At 74.8% G+C, this 14597-nt stretch carries 14 protein-coding genes; 6 read left to right on the forward strand and 8 right to left on the reverse strand.

Features of this window, described 5'->3' with window-relative positions:
- Positions 1–52 precede the first annotated feature (52 nt).
- Positions 53–475 carry a hypothetical protein gene (locus ACFWEK_RS09810; RefSeq protein ID WP_430553926.1) on the reverse strand — a complete coding sequence of 141 codons (423 nt, stop codon included), beginning with the start codon at positions 473–475 and terminating at the stop codon, positions 53–55.
- Positions 476–518: 43 nt separating this feature from the next.
- Positions 519–1388: an EamA family transporter gene (locus ACFWEK_RS09815; RefSeq protein ID WP_430553927.1), complete on the reverse strand. Its 870-nt coding sequence runs from the start codon at positions 1386–1388 to the stop codon at positions 519–521.
- A 159-nt stretch (positions 1389–1547) separates the two neighbouring features.
- Here ACFWEK_RS09815 and ACFWEK_RS09820 point away from each other — a divergent pair, with 159 nt between their 5' ends.
- From ACFWEK_RS09820 to ACFWEK_RS09830, 3 genes are read left to right on the forward strand one after another with little or no spacing between them, the layout of a single operon-like run.
- On the forward strand, positions 1548–2477 hold the full coding sequence (locus tag ACFWEK_RS09820; protein WP_430553928.1) for an ABC transporter substrate-binding protein: 930 nt from the start codon (positions 1548–1550) through the stop codon (positions 2475–2477).
- A 5-nt stretch (positions 2478–2482) separates the two neighbouring features.
- Positions 2483–3463 (forward strand): amino acid ABC transporter permease, encoded by a 981-nt coding sequence (locus ACFWEK_RS09825; protein WP_430547618.1) that lies wholly within the window; start codon positions 2483–2485, stop codon positions 3461–3463.
- Positions 3460–4266, forward strand: coding sequence for an amino acid ABC transporter ATP-binding protein (locus ACFWEK_RS09830; protein WP_430553929.1), 807 nt, complete (start codon positions 3460–3462; stop codon positions 4264–4266). Before ACFWEK_RS09825 ends, ACFWEK_RS09830 begins: the two co-directional genes overlap by 4 nt.
- A 57-nt stretch (positions 4267–4323) precedes the next feature.
- Here ACFWEK_RS09830 and ACFWEK_RS09835 read toward each other — a convergent pair whose 3' ends face one another.
- Positions 4324–4740 (reverse strand): hypothetical protein, encoded by a 417-nt coding sequence (locus ACFWEK_RS09835; protein ID WP_430553930.1) that lies wholly within the window; start codon positions 4738–4740, stop codon positions 4324–4326.
- A gap of 28 nt (positions 4741–4768) precedes the next feature.
- Positions 4769–5515 carry a hypothetical protein gene (locus tag ACFWEK_RS09840; protein ID WP_430553931.1) on the reverse strand — a complete coding sequence of 249 codons (747 nt, stop codon included), beginning with the start codon at positions 5513–5515 and terminating at the stop codon, positions 4769–4771.
- Between the two features lie 121 nt (positions 5516–5636).
- Between ACFWEK_RS09840 and ACFWEK_RS09845 the strand changes: the two genes are divergently transcribed.
- Entirely contained in the window at positions 5637–6170 is a 534-nt protein-coding gene (locus ACFWEK_RS09845) for an RNA polymerase sigma factor (RefSeq protein ID WP_430553932.1), read from the forward strand.
- On the forward strand, positions 6167–6946 hold the full coding sequence (locus ACFWEK_RS09850) for a hypothetical protein (RefSeq protein WP_430553933.1): 780 nt from the start codon (positions 6167–6169) through the stop codon (positions 6944–6946). Before ACFWEK_RS09845 ends, ACFWEK_RS09850 begins: the two co-directional genes overlap by 4 nt.
- Positions 6947–6956: 10 nt before the next feature.
- Here ACFWEK_RS09850 and ACFWEK_RS09855 read toward each other — a convergent pair whose 3' ends face one another.
- The 3 genes from ACFWEK_RS09855 to ACFWEK_RS09865 form a co-directional block, all read right to left on the reverse strand.
- A complete protein-coding gene (locus ACFWEK_RS09855; protein ID WP_430553934.1) occupies positions 6957–7997 on the reverse strand; it encodes an excalibur calcium-binding domain-containing protein in 1041 nt (346 codons plus the stop codon).
- 106 nt (positions 7998–8103) lie between these two features.
- The gene (locus ACFWEK_RS09860) at positions 8104–9294 is read right to left on the reverse strand and encodes an MFS transporter (RefSeq protein WP_430553935.1); all 1191 of its coding nucleotides are present in this window, start codon (positions 9292–9294) and stop codon (positions 8104–8106) included.
- The gene (locus tag ACFWEK_RS09865; RefSeq protein WP_430553936.1) at positions 9291–9959 is read right to left on the reverse strand and encodes a GntR family transcriptional regulator; all 669 of its coding nucleotides are present in this window, start codon (positions 9957–9959) and stop codon (positions 9291–9293) included. Before ACFWEK_RS09865 ends, ACFWEK_RS09860 begins: the two co-directional genes overlap by 4 nt.
- Positions 9960–10060: 101 nt before the next feature.
- Between ACFWEK_RS09865 and ACFWEK_RS09870 the strand changes: the two genes are divergently transcribed.
- Positions 10061–13780: a TM0106 family RecB-like putative nuclease gene (locus tag ACFWEK_RS09870; RefSeq protein WP_430553937.1), complete on the forward strand. Its 3720-nt coding sequence runs from the start codon at positions 10061–10063 to the stop codon at positions 13778–13780.
- Here the strand turns inward: ACFWEK_RS09870 and ACFWEK_RS09875 are convergent.
- A partial coding sequence (locus ACFWEK_RS09875) for a hypothetical protein (protein WP_430553938.1) occupies positions 13777–14597 on the reverse strand: 821 nt, incomplete at its 5' end. The two genes, ACFWEK_RS09870 and ACFWEK_RS09875, sit on opposite strands and share 4 nt — an antisense overlap.

A 14597-nucleotide genomic window follows, 5' to 3' on the forward strand; every position in this document is an offset into this window, starting at 1 on the left:
CCCACGTGCGGCCCGCCCGTACCACCTCGGCGAATCTCGTACTACCTCGGCGCTACTCGTCGCGGTTCTCGCGGACCTTCTCCACACCCTCCTTGAGCAGGAACAGCGGCAGGATGAACGCCGCGAGCATGCCCGCCAGCCACACGATCACGGGGCCGATGATCCACCCGGCGACGCCGCCGACGTCGAGCCCGTCCGTGAAGACGACCGCGACGACCAGTGCGACGAACGTCGAGAGCAGGCCGACCCCGCCGACGAGGGCGGGCGCGTTGTTGCGGGCCACCTTGGTGAGGAACGGGGAGATGATCGCCTGCGCCATGGCGAAGATGACGACGGCGAGGACGAAGCCGAGCGGCTCGGACCAGTTGATGGAGAACGTCTCGAGGTCGAAGGCGGCGAAGATCCCCGCGGCGACGAGGACGCCCACCACCGCCGCCAGCAGGAACACGGCCGTCCGGAGCAGGAACCTGATCATTCTCGGAGCATAGGGAGACGCCGATCACACGGCACCTCGGGGGTCACAGCGCGAGGAGCGTGATGCCCGCGACGACGACGAGCGACCCGACGATCTTCACCGCCGGCCGTGGCTCCTTGAACAGCCACCAGGCGAGCAGCGTGCCCACGACGATGCTCGACTCGCGGGCCGGCGCCACCAGCGCGATCGGCGCCGTCTGCATCGCGACCAGCACGAGGATGTACCCCAGCGGGGACAGCACGGCGACCAGCGCGATCTCGCGCACGTGCCGCCGGCCCATGCGGACCGCCTCCGCGCGGCGGCCGCGGTCGCGCAGGATCGGCGCCAGCGTGACCGACTGCCACACGGCGTTGCACGCGAAGTAGGCCACGGGGTCGAGCGCGAGCGTCGCGACGGCGTGCCCGTCCCACAGCGTGTACGCGGCGATGGCGGCACCGGTCGCGAGGCCCCAGCGCACCCCCGCGAGCCCGCGCGAGGGATCGAAGCCGGACGCGCCCGAGCTCGCGACCACCGCCACGCCCGCGATCACCACGAGGCCGCCCACCACATGGACGGCGTCGACGTGCTCGCCGAGGACGACCAGCGCGACGAGCATCGTCAGCAGCGGCCCCGTGCCGCGCGCGGTCGGGTAGACGATCCCCAGGTCCGCCCGCGCGTAGCCGGTGTTGAGGGCCACGCCGTACAGGTTGTGCAGCACGCCGGAGACCGCGCCCGCCAGCAGCAGCGCACCCAGGTCCGGCCAGCCCTCGCGGGCGAGGATCACCAGCCCCACCGGCACCCACAGCACGGCGGACGCCGTGGCGTACAGCCAGACGAAGACGCGCGAGTCGCCGGTGACACGCTTGGCCGCGACGTTCCAGATCGCGTGCAGCACCGCCGCCGTCAGCACGAGCGCGAGGGAGGCAGGGGTCACCGGGCGACCGTATCCCCCTCGACGGAGCGCTCGGTCGTCGTCTGCGGGCGGGACGACGACGGACCGCTACGTCGAGCTGCGTCACCAGGCGGTTTGGAGAATAATTCCTTGGGCTGCATACTCATGCATCGACCCCTCGCACGATCCTCGGAGCCCACCATGCGCACCCGCCACACCCTCGCGGCGACCGTCGTCACCTCGGCCGTCGCCGCCCTCGCCCTCACCGGCTGCACCACGGCCTCGCAGGACCTCGGCCAGACGCCGGGCGCGTCCGAGGACAGCACCTCCGCCGCCGTCGACCTCGACGCGATCCAGAAGGACGATGCCGTCGCCGCGCTCGTCCCGGACGCCGTCGCCGAGGACGGCACGCTCACCCTGGGCTCCAACCTCCAGTACGCGCCCGTGGAGTTCCTGGACGCGGACGGCACGACGCCGGTGGGCATCGACATCGACATCGCGACCGCGCTCGCCAAGACGATGGGCCTGGAGCTGAAGGTCGAGAACGCGGGCTTCGACTCGATCATCCCCGCCATCGGCAGCAAGTACGAGGCCGGCATGTCGGCGTTCTCGGTCACGCCGGAGCGCCTCGAGACGGTCAACATGGTCAGCTACTTCACCGCCGGCTCGCAGTACGCCGTGGCGAAGGGCAACCCGGAGGGCGTCTCGCCCGACGACCTGTGCGGCGTGAGCGTCGGCGTGCAGACCGGCACCATCCAGCAGGACGAGCTGGCCGAGCTGAGCAAGACCTGCACCGACGAGGGCAAGGACGCCGTCGACGTGCTGCCCTACGACTCGCAGTCCGACGTCACGACCAACCTCGCGGGCGGCAAGCTGCAGGCGATGTACGCGGACTCGCCGATCATCGCCTACGCCGTCGAGCAGACCGGCGGCTCCGTCGAGTCGCTCGGCGAGATCACCGACGCCGCGCCGTACGGCGTCGTCGTCGCCAAGGACGACGAGGACCTCGCGAAGGCCGTGCAGGCCGGGCTGCAGAAGCTCATGGACGACGGCGTGCTCGCCCAGGTCGCCGACACCTGGGGCTCCGGCGCGGCCGTGCTCGACACGGCCGAGCTGAACCCGGCAGGCTGACCCGCATGGAAGACCGACCGTCCGGCGAGCTGCCGGAGCCCCTGCACGCCCGGCCGGTGCCCCGGCCGGGGCGGTGGGTGTCGGCCGTGGTGGTCCTCGTCCTCGTGGCGATGGCGGTCAACGCGCTCGTCACCAACCCCAACTTCCGGTGGGACACCGTCTGGCTCTACCTGCGCGACGTCGTCGTCGTGCGGGGCGTGGGCTGGACGCTCGTCCTCACGTTCGGCTCGATGGCGATCGCCATCGTGCTGGCCGTGCTGCTGGCGGTGATGCGGCGCAGCGACAACCCCGTGATGCGGTCGGTGTCGTGGTTCTGGATCTGGTTCTTCCGCGGCACCCCGATCTACACGCAGCTCGTGTTCTGGGGCCTGCTGTCCGTGCTGTACCCGCGGCTGTCCCTCGGCATCCCGTTCGGGCCGGAGTTCTGGACCTTCACCACCCAGGACGTCATCACGGCGTTCTGGGCGGCGCTGATCGGCCTGGCGTTCAACGAGTCCGCGTACCTGGCGGAGATCGTCCGCGCCGGCCTGTCCTCGGTGGACCCCGGCCAGACCGAGGCCGCGAAGGCGCTCGGCATGAAGGATGCCAAGATCCTGCGCCGCATCGTGCTGCCGCAGGCGATGCGCGTCATCGTGCCGCCCACGGGCAACGAGACCATCTCCATGCTCAAGACGACGTCGCTGGTGCTGGCGATCCCGTTCACGCTCGAGCTCACGTACGCCACCAACCAGATCGGCAGCCGCATCTTCCAGCCCATCCCGCTGCTCATCGTGGCCGCGCTCTGGTACCTGCTCATCACGTCGGTGCTGATGATCGGCCAGCACTACCTGGAGCGGTACTACGGCCGCGGGTTCGACGGCGGCCGCACCGGTCGCGGTGGGCACGGCGGTCGTGGCCCCCGGGCCGGTCGCAAGCCCCGCAAGCAGGACCTCATCGGCGCGTCCGGCACCACCAAGGACGACCCCTTCCTGGAGGTGACCCCATGACCGCGTCGGCCGAGGCCACGGGGACCGTCGAGACCATGGTCGAGGTCCGCGACGTGCACAAGGTGTTCGGTCGCGGCCACGACGCCGTGCACGTGCTCAAGGGCGTCTCCCTCGACGTCCCGCGCGGCTCCGTGACCGTGGTGCTGGGGCCGTCCGGCTCCGGCAAGTCCACGCTGCTGCGCTGCGTGAACGAGCTCGAGGAGATCACCGCCGGGTCCATCCACGTGGGCGGCGACCTCATGGGCTACCGCCGGGACGACAGGGGCGTGCTGCACCGCCTGCACCCCAAGGTGATCGCGAAGCAGCGCTCCCGCATCGGGATGGTCTTCCAGCGCTTCCACCTGTTCCCGCACAAGACGGCGCTGGAGAACGTCATGGAGGCGCCCGTGCAGGTGCGCGGGCTGTCCAAGGCGGAGGCCCGCCGCAGCGGCCTGGAGCTGCTGGACCGGGTGGGTCTCGCCGAGCGGGCGGAGTTCTACCCGGCGCAGCTGTCCGGCGGCCAGCAGCAGCGCGTGGCCATCGCGCGGGCGCTCGCCATGGACCCGGAGCTCATGCTGTTCGACGAGCCCACCTCCGCGCTCGACCCCGAGCTCGTGGGCGAGGTGCTCGCCGTCATGCAGGACCTGGCCCGCTCCGGCATGACGATGATCGTCGTGACGCACGAGATCGGCTTCGCCCGCGAGGTCGCCGACCACGTCGTCTTCATGGACGACGGCGTCATCGTCGAGGAGGGCGCGCCCGCCGACGTGCTGGACAATCCCTCCGAGCCGCGGCTGCGGGACTTCCTGGCCCACGTGCTCTGACGGCCCGCCGGTCGAGCCCGTCGAGCCCGTCGGGCCCGGCGCGCGCCGTCGGCGGGCTCACCGGGCGGACGACGCCGTCGGCGCCCCGCGCGGCGCCCGCGCGACGGCGACGAGCCAGACCGCCAGGACGGCGACCGCCGCCGCGGCCCACCCGCCGACAATCTGGCGGGCGAGGTCGCGGCACGCCTGCCGCTCCGCCGGGGTGATCGCCCACTCCGTCATGTCGAGGCTGTCGTCGAGGAGGCCCGCCGCCGCGGACCCCGACATGCACGTGGTCCCGTCGACGACGACGGGGGACAGCACCAGCCACCAGCCCGCGCCCAGGACGGCGAACGCCAGCACCGTGACGGCGACGAGCCCGGCGCCGACGTGGCGCCGTCGGCGGAGGGCGAGGACGATCGTCACGACGGGGACGGCGACCAGCACCACCGTCCACACGACGAAGACCGCCACGCCCAGCCGGTCGCTCGTCATCGAGCACCCTCCGTCGTCGGCCGGTCGGTCAGAGCACGGAGCAGACGCCGCCCCAGTCGCTGTGGCCGATGGTGACCTTCTTCCAGATGTGCGCGGAGTAGCCGCCCGCCGACGTGCGCGTCTTGGAGATCGTGCGGGTGTCGCCGTTGCTCCACGTGCTGCTGGCGCCGGTCAGCCAGGTGGTGCCGGTGGGGCACCCGCTGACGCTCGACGAGACGCGGTAGATCCGCATGAACCCGCTCACCGAGCCCGACCCGCGGTACTGCCACGACGCGTAGATGCGGCCGCTGCTCTTCGACAGGCACATCGTGCCCGGGCCGGAGGTGGACGCGCAGCGGTTGCCGGACGGCAGCGCCAGGGTGCTCGCCCCGGACGTCGAGGAGCGGGTGGCCGTGGCCGCGCCGTCGGCGACGGCGGTCGCGGCGTCACCGCAGTCCTCGAGCAGGTCGACGCGGTGCGTCGCCAGGTCGGCGGGCGCGCCCATCGCGAGGTTGTAGTCGCGGTCGACCTCGTCGGAGATCGTGACGTCCTCGAGGGTGCACCCGCGAGCCTCGGAGTCGGCCTTCCAGTCGGTGGCCTCGGCGTCGGCGCGCTCCTGCGCGGCCCACGTCTCCCACTCGCTCGCGGGGCTGCCGGGTGCGGGCACGCCGGGCAGGTTCTCCTCCGTGGTCGCCGCCTGCGACGGGGCCACCGCCGTGAGCGCCACCCCCAGCGCGAGGACGGCGGCGCCCAGGCCTGCGGCGATGTTCTTCCTGACGGTCCTGCCTCGGCTCATGTCGCTCCTCGGTCGGCCTCCGGCGCGCGATCGCGGCGTCGTCGTCGACTGCCGCGGTGACTACGGTGTAGCACTCGGGGGGTTGGCGGCAACTCCACTGGTAGGACGGAAAGGTTTCATCGTGGACGACGCCCGCGCCCGTGAGCTGCTGACGCAGATGTGGGTGGAGCAGCACGAGGTGGTCACACGATTCGTGGCGCGTCGGGTGGAGGCGGGGCTGGTGGACGACGTCGTGTCGGAGACGTTCCTGGTCGCCTGGCGCCGTCTCGGCGACGTGCCCGCCGACCCGAAGCCGTGGCTGCTGGGCGTCGCCCGCAACGTGCTCGCGACCCACCTGCGCACCCACGGCCGCTGGCGCGCCCTGGGCGTGCGGCTCGAGCGGGAGCCGGAGGCGGGCACGGAGGGTACCGACGACCTCGCCGCCGACCGGACCGACCTGCGCCGGGCGTGGGAGATGCTCTCCGACGCGGACCGGGAGGTCATCGCCCTGGTCGCGTGGGACGGGCTCACCGCGGTCGAGGGCGCCAAGGTCCTCGGCGTCCGGCCGTCCACGTTCTCCGTCCGCCTGACGCGGGCCCGGAAGCGGCTGCTCGCCTACTCGGGCCTGAAGTCCGACACCGCCGACGTGCTGCGCAACCTCCAGGAGTCGCGATGAAGTCCCCCATGATGGCGGAGCTCGCCGACCTCGACCCCGCGCGCCACCTCCGCGCGCCGGGGCGCCCCGACGACGAGGCGCTCCAGGCGATCCTCGGCACCGCGCGGCGGGCCACCCCGATCCGCCGTCGCGCGCGCCCTGCCGTCCTGGCGGGCGCGGCGGCCGCCGCCGTGGTGGCGGTGGCCGGCGTCGCCACGGTGTGGTGGCCCGGGTCGCAGGCCGCGTACGCGTCGTGGACGGCCGTCCCCACCGCCGTGCCGCCGGGCGAGGTCGGGGCCGACGCCCAGGCGTGCGGCACGGTGGCGCACCGGATCGCCGAGGGTGACGACGGCCCGCAGGTCGAGGACGTGCCGATCAGCCCGGTCCTGGCCGAGCAGCGCGGCGACTACACGTACGTGCTGCTCACGGGCGACGGCGCCACCGGCGAGTGCCTGGTCACGACGCAGGCCTCCGGCGCGACCGACGTCGTCGCGGGCGACGCGGTGCTGGGGTCCGAGCCCGCCGAGCCCGGGCCGCGCGACGTCACGACCGCCCAGGCCGGTACCGCGTCCTGGTCCGAGGGGGACACCGGCGACGGCGCGCTCACCTCCGCCTACGGGCGTGCGGGGGCGGACGTCGTGTCCTTCGCGCTCACCACCACCTCGGGCGAGCGCGTCGAGGCCACCGTCCAGGACGGCTGGTGGGCGGTCTGGGCACCGGGCGAGGCATCGCTGCGCACCACCGCGGAGCTCACCTTCTCCGACGGTGCCACCGCGGAGGTCGCGGTCGACCGGTGAGGCCCGGCGGCTATTCGCCGTCCTCGCAGGCGATGCCGTTGCCGTTGGGGTCGAGCGCACCGCGGTAGGCGGGCTGGCCGTTCTGGATGGGCGCGGCGCCGGCCTGACGGGCGGCGTTGCAGTCCCAGTAGAACCAGGCGGAGTCCTGCTGCTGTTGCTGCTGCTCGACCTGCTGCTGCTCCTGCGCCTGCTGGTCCTCGAAGGCCTTCTTCTGGCTCGCGAGCTCGGTCTCCTTGGCCTCGGCGGCCTGCTCGCGCTCCTTCAGCGCCTGTTCGCGCTTCTGAAGGTCGTCCTTCTGGGTGCTGAGGTCCTTCCGCTGCTGGTCCACCTCGGCCTGGGCCTGCTCGGCCGCGGCCTCCATGCGGTCGGCGTCCACGAGGGCCTGCGCGGCGTCGGAGCTGCGCACCATCGAGATGGAGACGCCGAGGATGCAGCCGAGCGCCAGGCAGGCGACGGCGACGCCGGCGATCAGCGGGCCGCCGCGCTTGCCGCGCCCGCGGGACCCGGAGCGCGTGCGACCGGACGAGGCCTCGGCCTCCTCGGCGGCCCGGTCGGCGGCCCGGCGCTCGGCGCGCCGGCCGCTGCTGGTGCGGATCCGGTCGCCGACGGTGCGGAGCGCGGCGGACACGGTCGCGACCGCTCCGCGGTCGTCCTCGGCGGCGGGGTGGCCGTACGGGGGAGCGGTGGCCGGGATCGCCGCGGGCGGCGGGGGAGGTGGGGCGGAGACGGTCGCGACGGGGGCGCCGTACGTGGCCGGGGACGACGGCGGCAGCGGCGGCTGGGGAGGCAGCGGGGGCAGCGGGGGCAGCGGGGGCATGGCCGCGACGGTGGTCGGGGCGGCGGGCGCGTACGCGACGGCGGCGCGCACGGGCGCCATGACCGTGGTCGCCTCGGCGGGGGTCTCGGGCCGGGCCGGGCGTGCGGCGTCGTCCACCCAGTACTCCCAGCCCTGGGGTGCGGGCGGCCACGCGGGGTCGGGGACCCACCCCGTGTCGGGCCGGAACCCCGGGGGTACCTGCCACCCCGGGGGCGGGTTGAATCGCACAGCCATGACACTCCTCCGTCGTCGAGCGGCACCCACTATGGCGGAAACCGCCCTCGTCGGTCCATGTGCCCGCCGTGCGTGCCCGCTCCGTGGACCGGCGCGGACGCCCCGGTCAGACCTCCGGGAGGTGCTTGCGGTAGTGCGCGACCACGACGCCCGTGGACACCGCGCCGAGCGCCACGAGGACGACGAAGAGCTGCGTCGTCGTGAACGGCGGCGTGACGGCGGCCATGACGGCCGGCGTGAGGAAGCCGGCGTACGCGACGGCGTAGAAGACGCCCGTGAGGCCGGCGAGGTGGCGCGGCCCGGCGATGCGCTGCACCTCCAGGAGCCCTGACGACAGGCCGATCCCCATGCCCGCGCCGCCGACGACGGCCGCGCCCACGCCCCACCACGGGGAGCCCGACGCGACGACGAGCCCGACGCATGCCACCGCGACCGTCAGCGCCCCGGCCGCGACCGCCAGCCCGCGGGCCGAGTCGACGGCGTCGAGCCGCTTGGCGGCGGGCTGCACGACGGCGGCCACGCCGAGCGCGACCACGGTGAGCAACGTGGCGTACGCCACGCCGAAGCCCTGCGTCTGGTCGCGCAGCAGGACGGGCGCGTACCCGTAGGTGAGCGCCGCGACGACGAAGATCCACGGCGCGACGACCGCGACCACCCGCGTGAACCGGCGGTGCCCCGCCGGGGGCACCCGCAGGCCGCGCCACCACGGCCCGGCCTCGCCGCCGAACGCGTTCGACTCCGGCGTGCGGAGCACGACCAGGAGGAACGGCGCCGTGACGACCAGGTGCACCACGAACGGCAGCACCTCGGGCCACGGCCCCCACTGCGCCAGCGCACCCGCGACGAGCGCGCCCACGCCCGACCCGAGGGTGAACGCGAGGGACGCGCGGCGCGCGCCCGAGCCGGCGTCCGCGGTCCGGTCGTACGGGACCTGCGAGAGCTCCTTGATCCAGCTCGTGCCGACCGACGTCGCCGTCCCGACCGTGATCCCGGCGAGCAGGCGGCCGACGTAGATCGGGACGGGGCCGAGCGCGCCGAACGCCAGCACCGCGCTGGCGGCCATGCCGATCGCCGTGCCCGCGAGCATCACGGGGCGGCGGCCGTACCGGTCGGACAGCGTCCCGGCGACGAGCAGCGCGGGCGCGAGGCCGAGCACGTACACGCCGAGGAACGCGTTGACGGTGGCGTCGCCGTAGCCCTGCACCTCCTCGTACATGAGCAGCACGGGGGTGAACTGGTTGCCCGCCCACGACGACACGAACAGCGCGGCGAACGCGCCGAGCCAGGGCCGCCTCACAGGATGCCCCGGTGCCGCCGGACGTGGTCGTGCAGCAGGTCGCAGTACGCGTCGGCGTCGCCCTGCTCGACGGCGGCGAGCATGGTCTCGTGCTCGGCGAGCGCGGCGGAGACCTCGTCGGCCCCGACCTGCAGGTGCTGGAACATGAGCCGGAGCTGCCGGTCGCGCAGCAGCCCCATGAACTGGATCGCGGTCTGGTTGCGCGACGCCCGCACGAGCACCCCGTGGAACGCCGAGTCGGCGACGACGAACGCCTCGACGTCGTCCGCGGCGGCCGCCCGCCGCTGCGTGTCCAGGTGCGCGCGCAGCTCGTCGACGACGGCGGCCGCGGGACGCCCGTGCGCGAGCGCGCGGCGGGCGGTGGAGCGCTCGACGGCCTCGCGCATCTCGAGCACGTCGCGCGCCTCGTCGGGGGCCATCGGGACGACGGCGGCCCCGCGCCGCGGCGCGACCGCGAGCAGCCGTTCGGCGTCGAGTCGCAGGAACGCCTCGTGCACGGGGGTGCGGCTGATGCCGAGCTCCGCCGCGACGTCGCCCTCGGACAGCAGCACGCCGCCGGCCGCCTCGCCCGAGAGGATCTTCGCCTTGGTGTGCTGGTACGCGCGCTCGGCGGCGCTGAGCGACGGGGTCGGCGGGGTGGGCGGGGGTGTCGAGAGGACGGTCACCCGGGGCAACCTACGCTTGCATCCAACTTGCATGCAAGGCCGAGGGCGAGTGCCCACAGCGATCGGTGAGGCGTGTCGGTCGCCGCTGGTAGACCGGGGGCATGTTCCTCCTGGACGCGGACCGCAGCACCGACGGCACCGGCGAACCCGTCGTCGTGCACTCCGCGAGCGACCTGGTCGTGGCCGCCGAGTGCGAGTTCCGGCTGCTGCGCCGCCTCGACGAGCTGCTCGGCAGGGTGCCGCGGCGCGAGCGCGAGGCCGACGTGATGCTCGAGCGGACGGCCGCGCTGGGCGACGCGCACGAGCGCCGCGTCCTGGACGAGTACGTGGCCCGCTTCGGGCGGTCGGACGGCGGTCCCGGCGGCGTCGTCGAGGTCGGGGCGCCGGCGCGGCTCACGCGGGACGGGCTGGAGGCGGCGCACGGCGCGACCCTCACGGCGATCGAGTCGGGGGCGGACGTCGTCGCGCAGGCCTCGTTCTTCGACGGCGAGTTCCACGGCCGGGCCGACTTCCTCGTGCGCGACCCGCTGGGCGACCCCGACGTCGGCCCGGGGCGCCCGGGGGAGCACGCCGCCGGCGTCCTGCCGCGCTACGCCGTCCTCGAGACCAGGCTGGCGCGGCGGGCCAAGGTGACCGCGCTCCTGCAGCTCGCGGCGTACGCCGACCAGCTCGCCGCCGCGCACGTCGACCCGACCGACACCGTGCACCTGGTGCTCGGCACCCGCGTCACCAGCTCCCACCGGCTCGCCGAGCTGCTGCCCGTCCTCCAGCAGCGGCGCGCAAGGCTGCGGGAGGTCGTCGCCGCGCACCGCGCCGACGACGGGCCGCTCGCGTGGGGCGACGAGCGGTTCACCGCCTGCGGCCGGTGCCCCGCCTGCGCCGAGCAGGCGGCGGAGCACCGCGACGTCCTGCTGGTGGGCGGCGTCTACGAGCAGCAGCGCGCGCGCCTCGTCGCGGGCGGCATCACGACCATCGACGAGCTCGCGAAGGCCGAGGAGCCGCCCGCGGGCATGCCGGCCCGTAGCTTCGAGCGCGTGCGCGACCAGGCGCGGCTGCAGCTCGGCACGGGCGAGTGGGACGGCGAGGTGTCGTACGACGACCACGGCGAGCCGGCCGTCATCCGGTGGCAGCTCCCGGACACGTCCGCCGTGCGCCGGCTCCCGCCGCCCAGCCCGGGCGACGTCTTCTTCGACTTCGAGGGCGACCCGCTGTGGTCCGACCCGCAGGGCGAGCAGTGGGGGCAGCAGACCGGCCTCGACTACCTGTTCGGGCTGGTGGAGCGCCCCGCCGTCGAGGGGGAGGCGCCGCCGTTCCGCGCGTTCTGGGCCCACGACCTCGCCCAGGAGCGGCAGGCGCTCGTCGACTTCGTGGACTACCTCACCGAGCGCCGGCGGCGGTACCCGGACCTGCACGTGTACCACTACGCGTCGTACGAGCGGGTGCACCTGCTGTCCATCGCCGCCCGGCACGGCGTCTACGAGGAAGAGGTGGACCAGCTGCTGCGCGACGGCGTGCTGGTGGACCTCTACGCCGTCGTGCGGTCGTCGCTGCGGATCTCCGACCGCTCCAAGTCGATCAAGAAGCTCGAGCCGCTGTACATGGGCGACGACCTGCGGTCGGGCGACGTCACCACCGCGGCCGCGTCCATCGTCGCGTACGCCGAGTACACGGCCCTGCGCGACGCCGGCCGGCACGACGAGGCCGGCGCCCTGCTGCGCGACATCGCCGACTACAACCGGTACGACTGCGTCTCCACGCTGCGCCTCTTCGACTGGCTGCGCTCCGCCGCCGACGTCGTCGACGCGCGCGAGGGCGTCCCGGTGACGGCGGCGCCCGGCGTCGTCGCCGACCGCGCCGAGGAGGCCGGCGGCGTGCCGGCCGAGGAGACGCCCCGGCAGACGGCGACGCGCGAGGCCCGCGAGCGGCGGCTGGCCCTGGAGGCCGCGGTGCGCGACCGGGCCGGCGAGGACCGCGGCGTCCGCGACGACGAGGCGCAGGCACTCGCGATGGTCGGCGCGTCGCTGGGCTACTGGCGCCGGGAGAGCAAGCCGTTCTGGCACGAGCACTACTCGCGGCTGGAGCTGCCGCCCGACGAGTGGCAGGGCCGCCGGAACACGTTTCACGTGGAACGCGCGGCGGTGGTCCAGGACTGGCTCGTCGAGGACGGGCGGCGCGCGCCGGCGCGGGTCCTGGAGCTGGTCGGCCGCCTGTCGGAGGGCTCGGAGCTCGGCGTGGGCGCCGTGCCGTTCGTGCTCTACGACGACCCGGCGCCCGACGCCGTGACGGTGCCGGCGAACGCGGTGCGCGGCTTTCACGGCGGCGCGACGATCGTCGACGCGGTGCGCCGCCGGACGGACGCGGGGGAGCGGGACGTGCTGCTGCTCCGCGAGCAGGTGCGCGTCGGGGCGGAGACCTTCGACGCGCTGCCGATGGCGCTCACCCCGTCGAGCGGCCCGCGCGCCGACCCGCAGGAGCAGGCGCTCGAGGAGGTGGCGGGGCGCGCACTGGCGGCCTGGGACGCCGACCGTGCGCTGCCCGACGGCCCGGCCGCGGACCTGCTGCGCCGCCGCCCCCCGCGCCTGGCCGGCGGCGGGCCCCTGCCCGACGTCGTCGACGGTGACTTCACGGCCGCCGTGCTGGCCGCGACACGAGAGCTCGACCGCTCGTACCTCGCGGTGCAGGGCCCGCCCGGCACCGGCAAGACGCACGTCGGCTCGCACGTGATCGCCGCGCTGGTCGCCGAGGGCTGGCGCGTCGGGGTGGTCGCGCAGTCGCACGCGGCCGTGGAGAACATGCTGCGCGCCGTGGTGGAGAAGGCGGGCGTGCCCGCCGACCGGGTGGCCAAGAAGCGGCAGGCGGACGGCTCGGGGCATGCCGCGTCGCCCACCGCCGTCTGCGTGGAGCTGTCGGGGGACGACCTTGCCGAGTTCTCCCGCCGCGGCCCCGGCGTCGTCGGTGGCACAGCCTGGGACTTCGCCCACCCCGGCCGCTGGCCGGACGACGACCTCGACCTGCTGGTCGTGGACGAGGCGGGACAGTTCTCGCTCGCGTCCACGATCGCGGTCTCCCGGTCCGCGCGACGTCTGCTGCTCCTGGGCGACCCGCAGCAGCTGCCGCAGGTCAGCCGCGGGCGCCATCCCGAGCCCGTCGACCGGTCCGCCCTCGGCTGGCTCGTCGACGGCCGCGACGTGCTGCCGCCAGGGCTCGGGTACTTCCTCTCGCGGTCGTGGCGGATGCACCCCGCGCTCTGCGAGGCCGTGTCCCAGCTGGCGTACGAGGGTCGGCTGCAGGCCCACGAGACCGCGGCCGCCCGGCGGCTCGACGGCGTGGCCCCTGGCGTGCACCACGTGCCCGTGCGGCACGAGGGCCGCGGCGTCGCGTCGCCCGAGGAGGCGCAGGAGGTCGTGCGGCAGGCGTCCGCCGTCGTCGGGCGGGCGTGGACCCCGGGCGACGGGCGGCCCGCGCGCCCGCTGGAGCCGCGCGACGTCGTCGTGCTCGCCGCCTACAACGCCCAGGTGTGGGCGGTGCGGAGCGCGCTCGACGACGCCGGGCTCGGGGGCGTGCGGGTGGGCACGGTCGACCGGTTCCAGGGCGCCGAGGCGCCGGTCGCGATCGTCACGCTCGCCGCGTCGTCGCCCCACGACGTGCCCCGCGGCACCGGGTTCCTGCTGTCCCGGCGCCGGGTCAACGTCGCCGTCTCGCGCGGGCAGTGGTGCGCGATCGTCGTGAGGTCGCCCGAGCTCACCGACTACCTGCCGCACACCCCCGAGGGACTCGGCCGCCTCGGCGCCTTCCTCGGGCTGTGCGAGCGGGCGGTCTAGAAGCCGCCGAAGTCGCCGCCCCCGAAGTCGCCCCCGAAGTCGCCGAACCCACCCGCGTCGCCACCGTACCCGGGGTCGCCGGCGGCCTCGGTGTACCCGCCGTCGCCGCCGTCGCCGCCGGCGTCCGCGCCCGCGTCACCCCCGGCGTCGCCACCCTCGGCCCCGGCGTCGGAGCCTGCGTCACCGGCGAAGTCCTGCGAGGGATCGCCGAAGGCCGGGCCGAAGAGCGCGTTCGCGACGGCCGAGCCGATGACGACGCCCGCGACGGTGCCGAGCAGGCTGGAGCCGACCATCGACCCGAAGCCCGGACCGCGTGCGCCGTAGCCGCCCTGGCCGCGGAACGACTGCTCCAGCGTGCCGGGGTTCCGCATCTCGGCGCGCGTGGCCATGCGGGCGAGGGACTGCGGGTCGTCCGAGGTCGCGCGCTCGGCCGGCGGGAGGCCGGAGCCGAGCTCGTCGAGCACACGACGACGCTGCTCGGGCGTCAGGCGGGCGAAGGCCTCGGCGTGCGCCTGCTCGACCGCGTCCGGCGGCGCGGTGCGCAGCAGGTAGCGGTAGCGCTCGACGGCCACCTCGTCGGGGTCGCGTGGGGCGGCGGGGACGCCGGCACCGGGCCGCCCGGCGGGCTGCTGGCCGGGGTACGGCGCGTAGCCGTGCTTCCCCGGCGACTCGCCGGTGCGCGGCCGGGCGTCGTCGGGCCGGCCGGGAACGCCGTGGTACGAGCGCTCGTCGTGAGTTCTGCCGAGGAGTCGGTCGAGGAATCCCATGACGGTCCAACGATCGCCACGGAGCCCGCGTTCCCGGGAACTGCGACGGC

This window comes from Isoptericola sp. NPDC060257 (genome assembly GCF_042726645.1).
Lineage (GTDB): Bacteria > Actinomycetota > Actinomycetes > Actinomycetales > Cellulomonadaceae > Isoptericola > Isoptericola nanjingensis.

Bases quoted from the DNA above. Each gene is read 5' to 3' on its own strand.
- ACFWEK_RS09810 (WP_430553926.1), bottom strand. From the start codon at position 475: ATGATCAGGTTCCTGCTCCGGACGGCCGTGTTCCTGCTGGCGGCGGTG.
- ACFWEK_RS09820 (WP_430553928.1), top strand. From the start codon at position 1,548: ATGCGCACCCGCCACACCCTCGCGGCGACCGTCGTCACCTCGGCCGTC.
- ACFWEK_RS09825 (WP_430547618.1), top strand. From the start codon at position 2,483: ATGGAAGACCGACCGTCCGGCGAGCTGCCGGAGCCCCTGCACGCCCGG.
- ACFWEK_RS09830 (WP_430553929.1), top strand. From the start codon at position 3,460: ATGACCGCGTCGGCCGAGGCCACGGGGACCGTCGAGACCATGGTCGAG.
- ACFWEK_RS09835 (WP_430553930.1), bottom strand. From the start codon at position 4,740: ATGACGAGCGACCGGCTGGGCGTGGCGGTCTTCGTCGTGTGGACGGTG.
- ACFWEK_RS09840 (WP_430553931.1), bottom strand. From the start codon at position 5,515: ATGAGCCGAGGCAGGACCGTCAGGAAGAACATCGCCGCAGGCCTGGGC.
- ACFWEK_RS09850 (WP_430553933.1), top strand. From the start codon at position 6,167: ATGAAGTCCCCCATGATGGCGGAGCTCGCCGACCTCGACCCCGCGCGC.
- ACFWEK_RS09855 (WP_430553934.1), bottom strand. From the start codon at position 7,997: ATGGCTGTGCGATTCAACCCGCCCCCGGGGTGGCAGGTACCCCCGGGG.
- ACFWEK_RS09870 (WP_430553937.1), top strand. From the start codon at position 10,061: ATGTTCCTCCTGGACGCGGACCGCAGCACCGACGGCACCGGCGAACCC.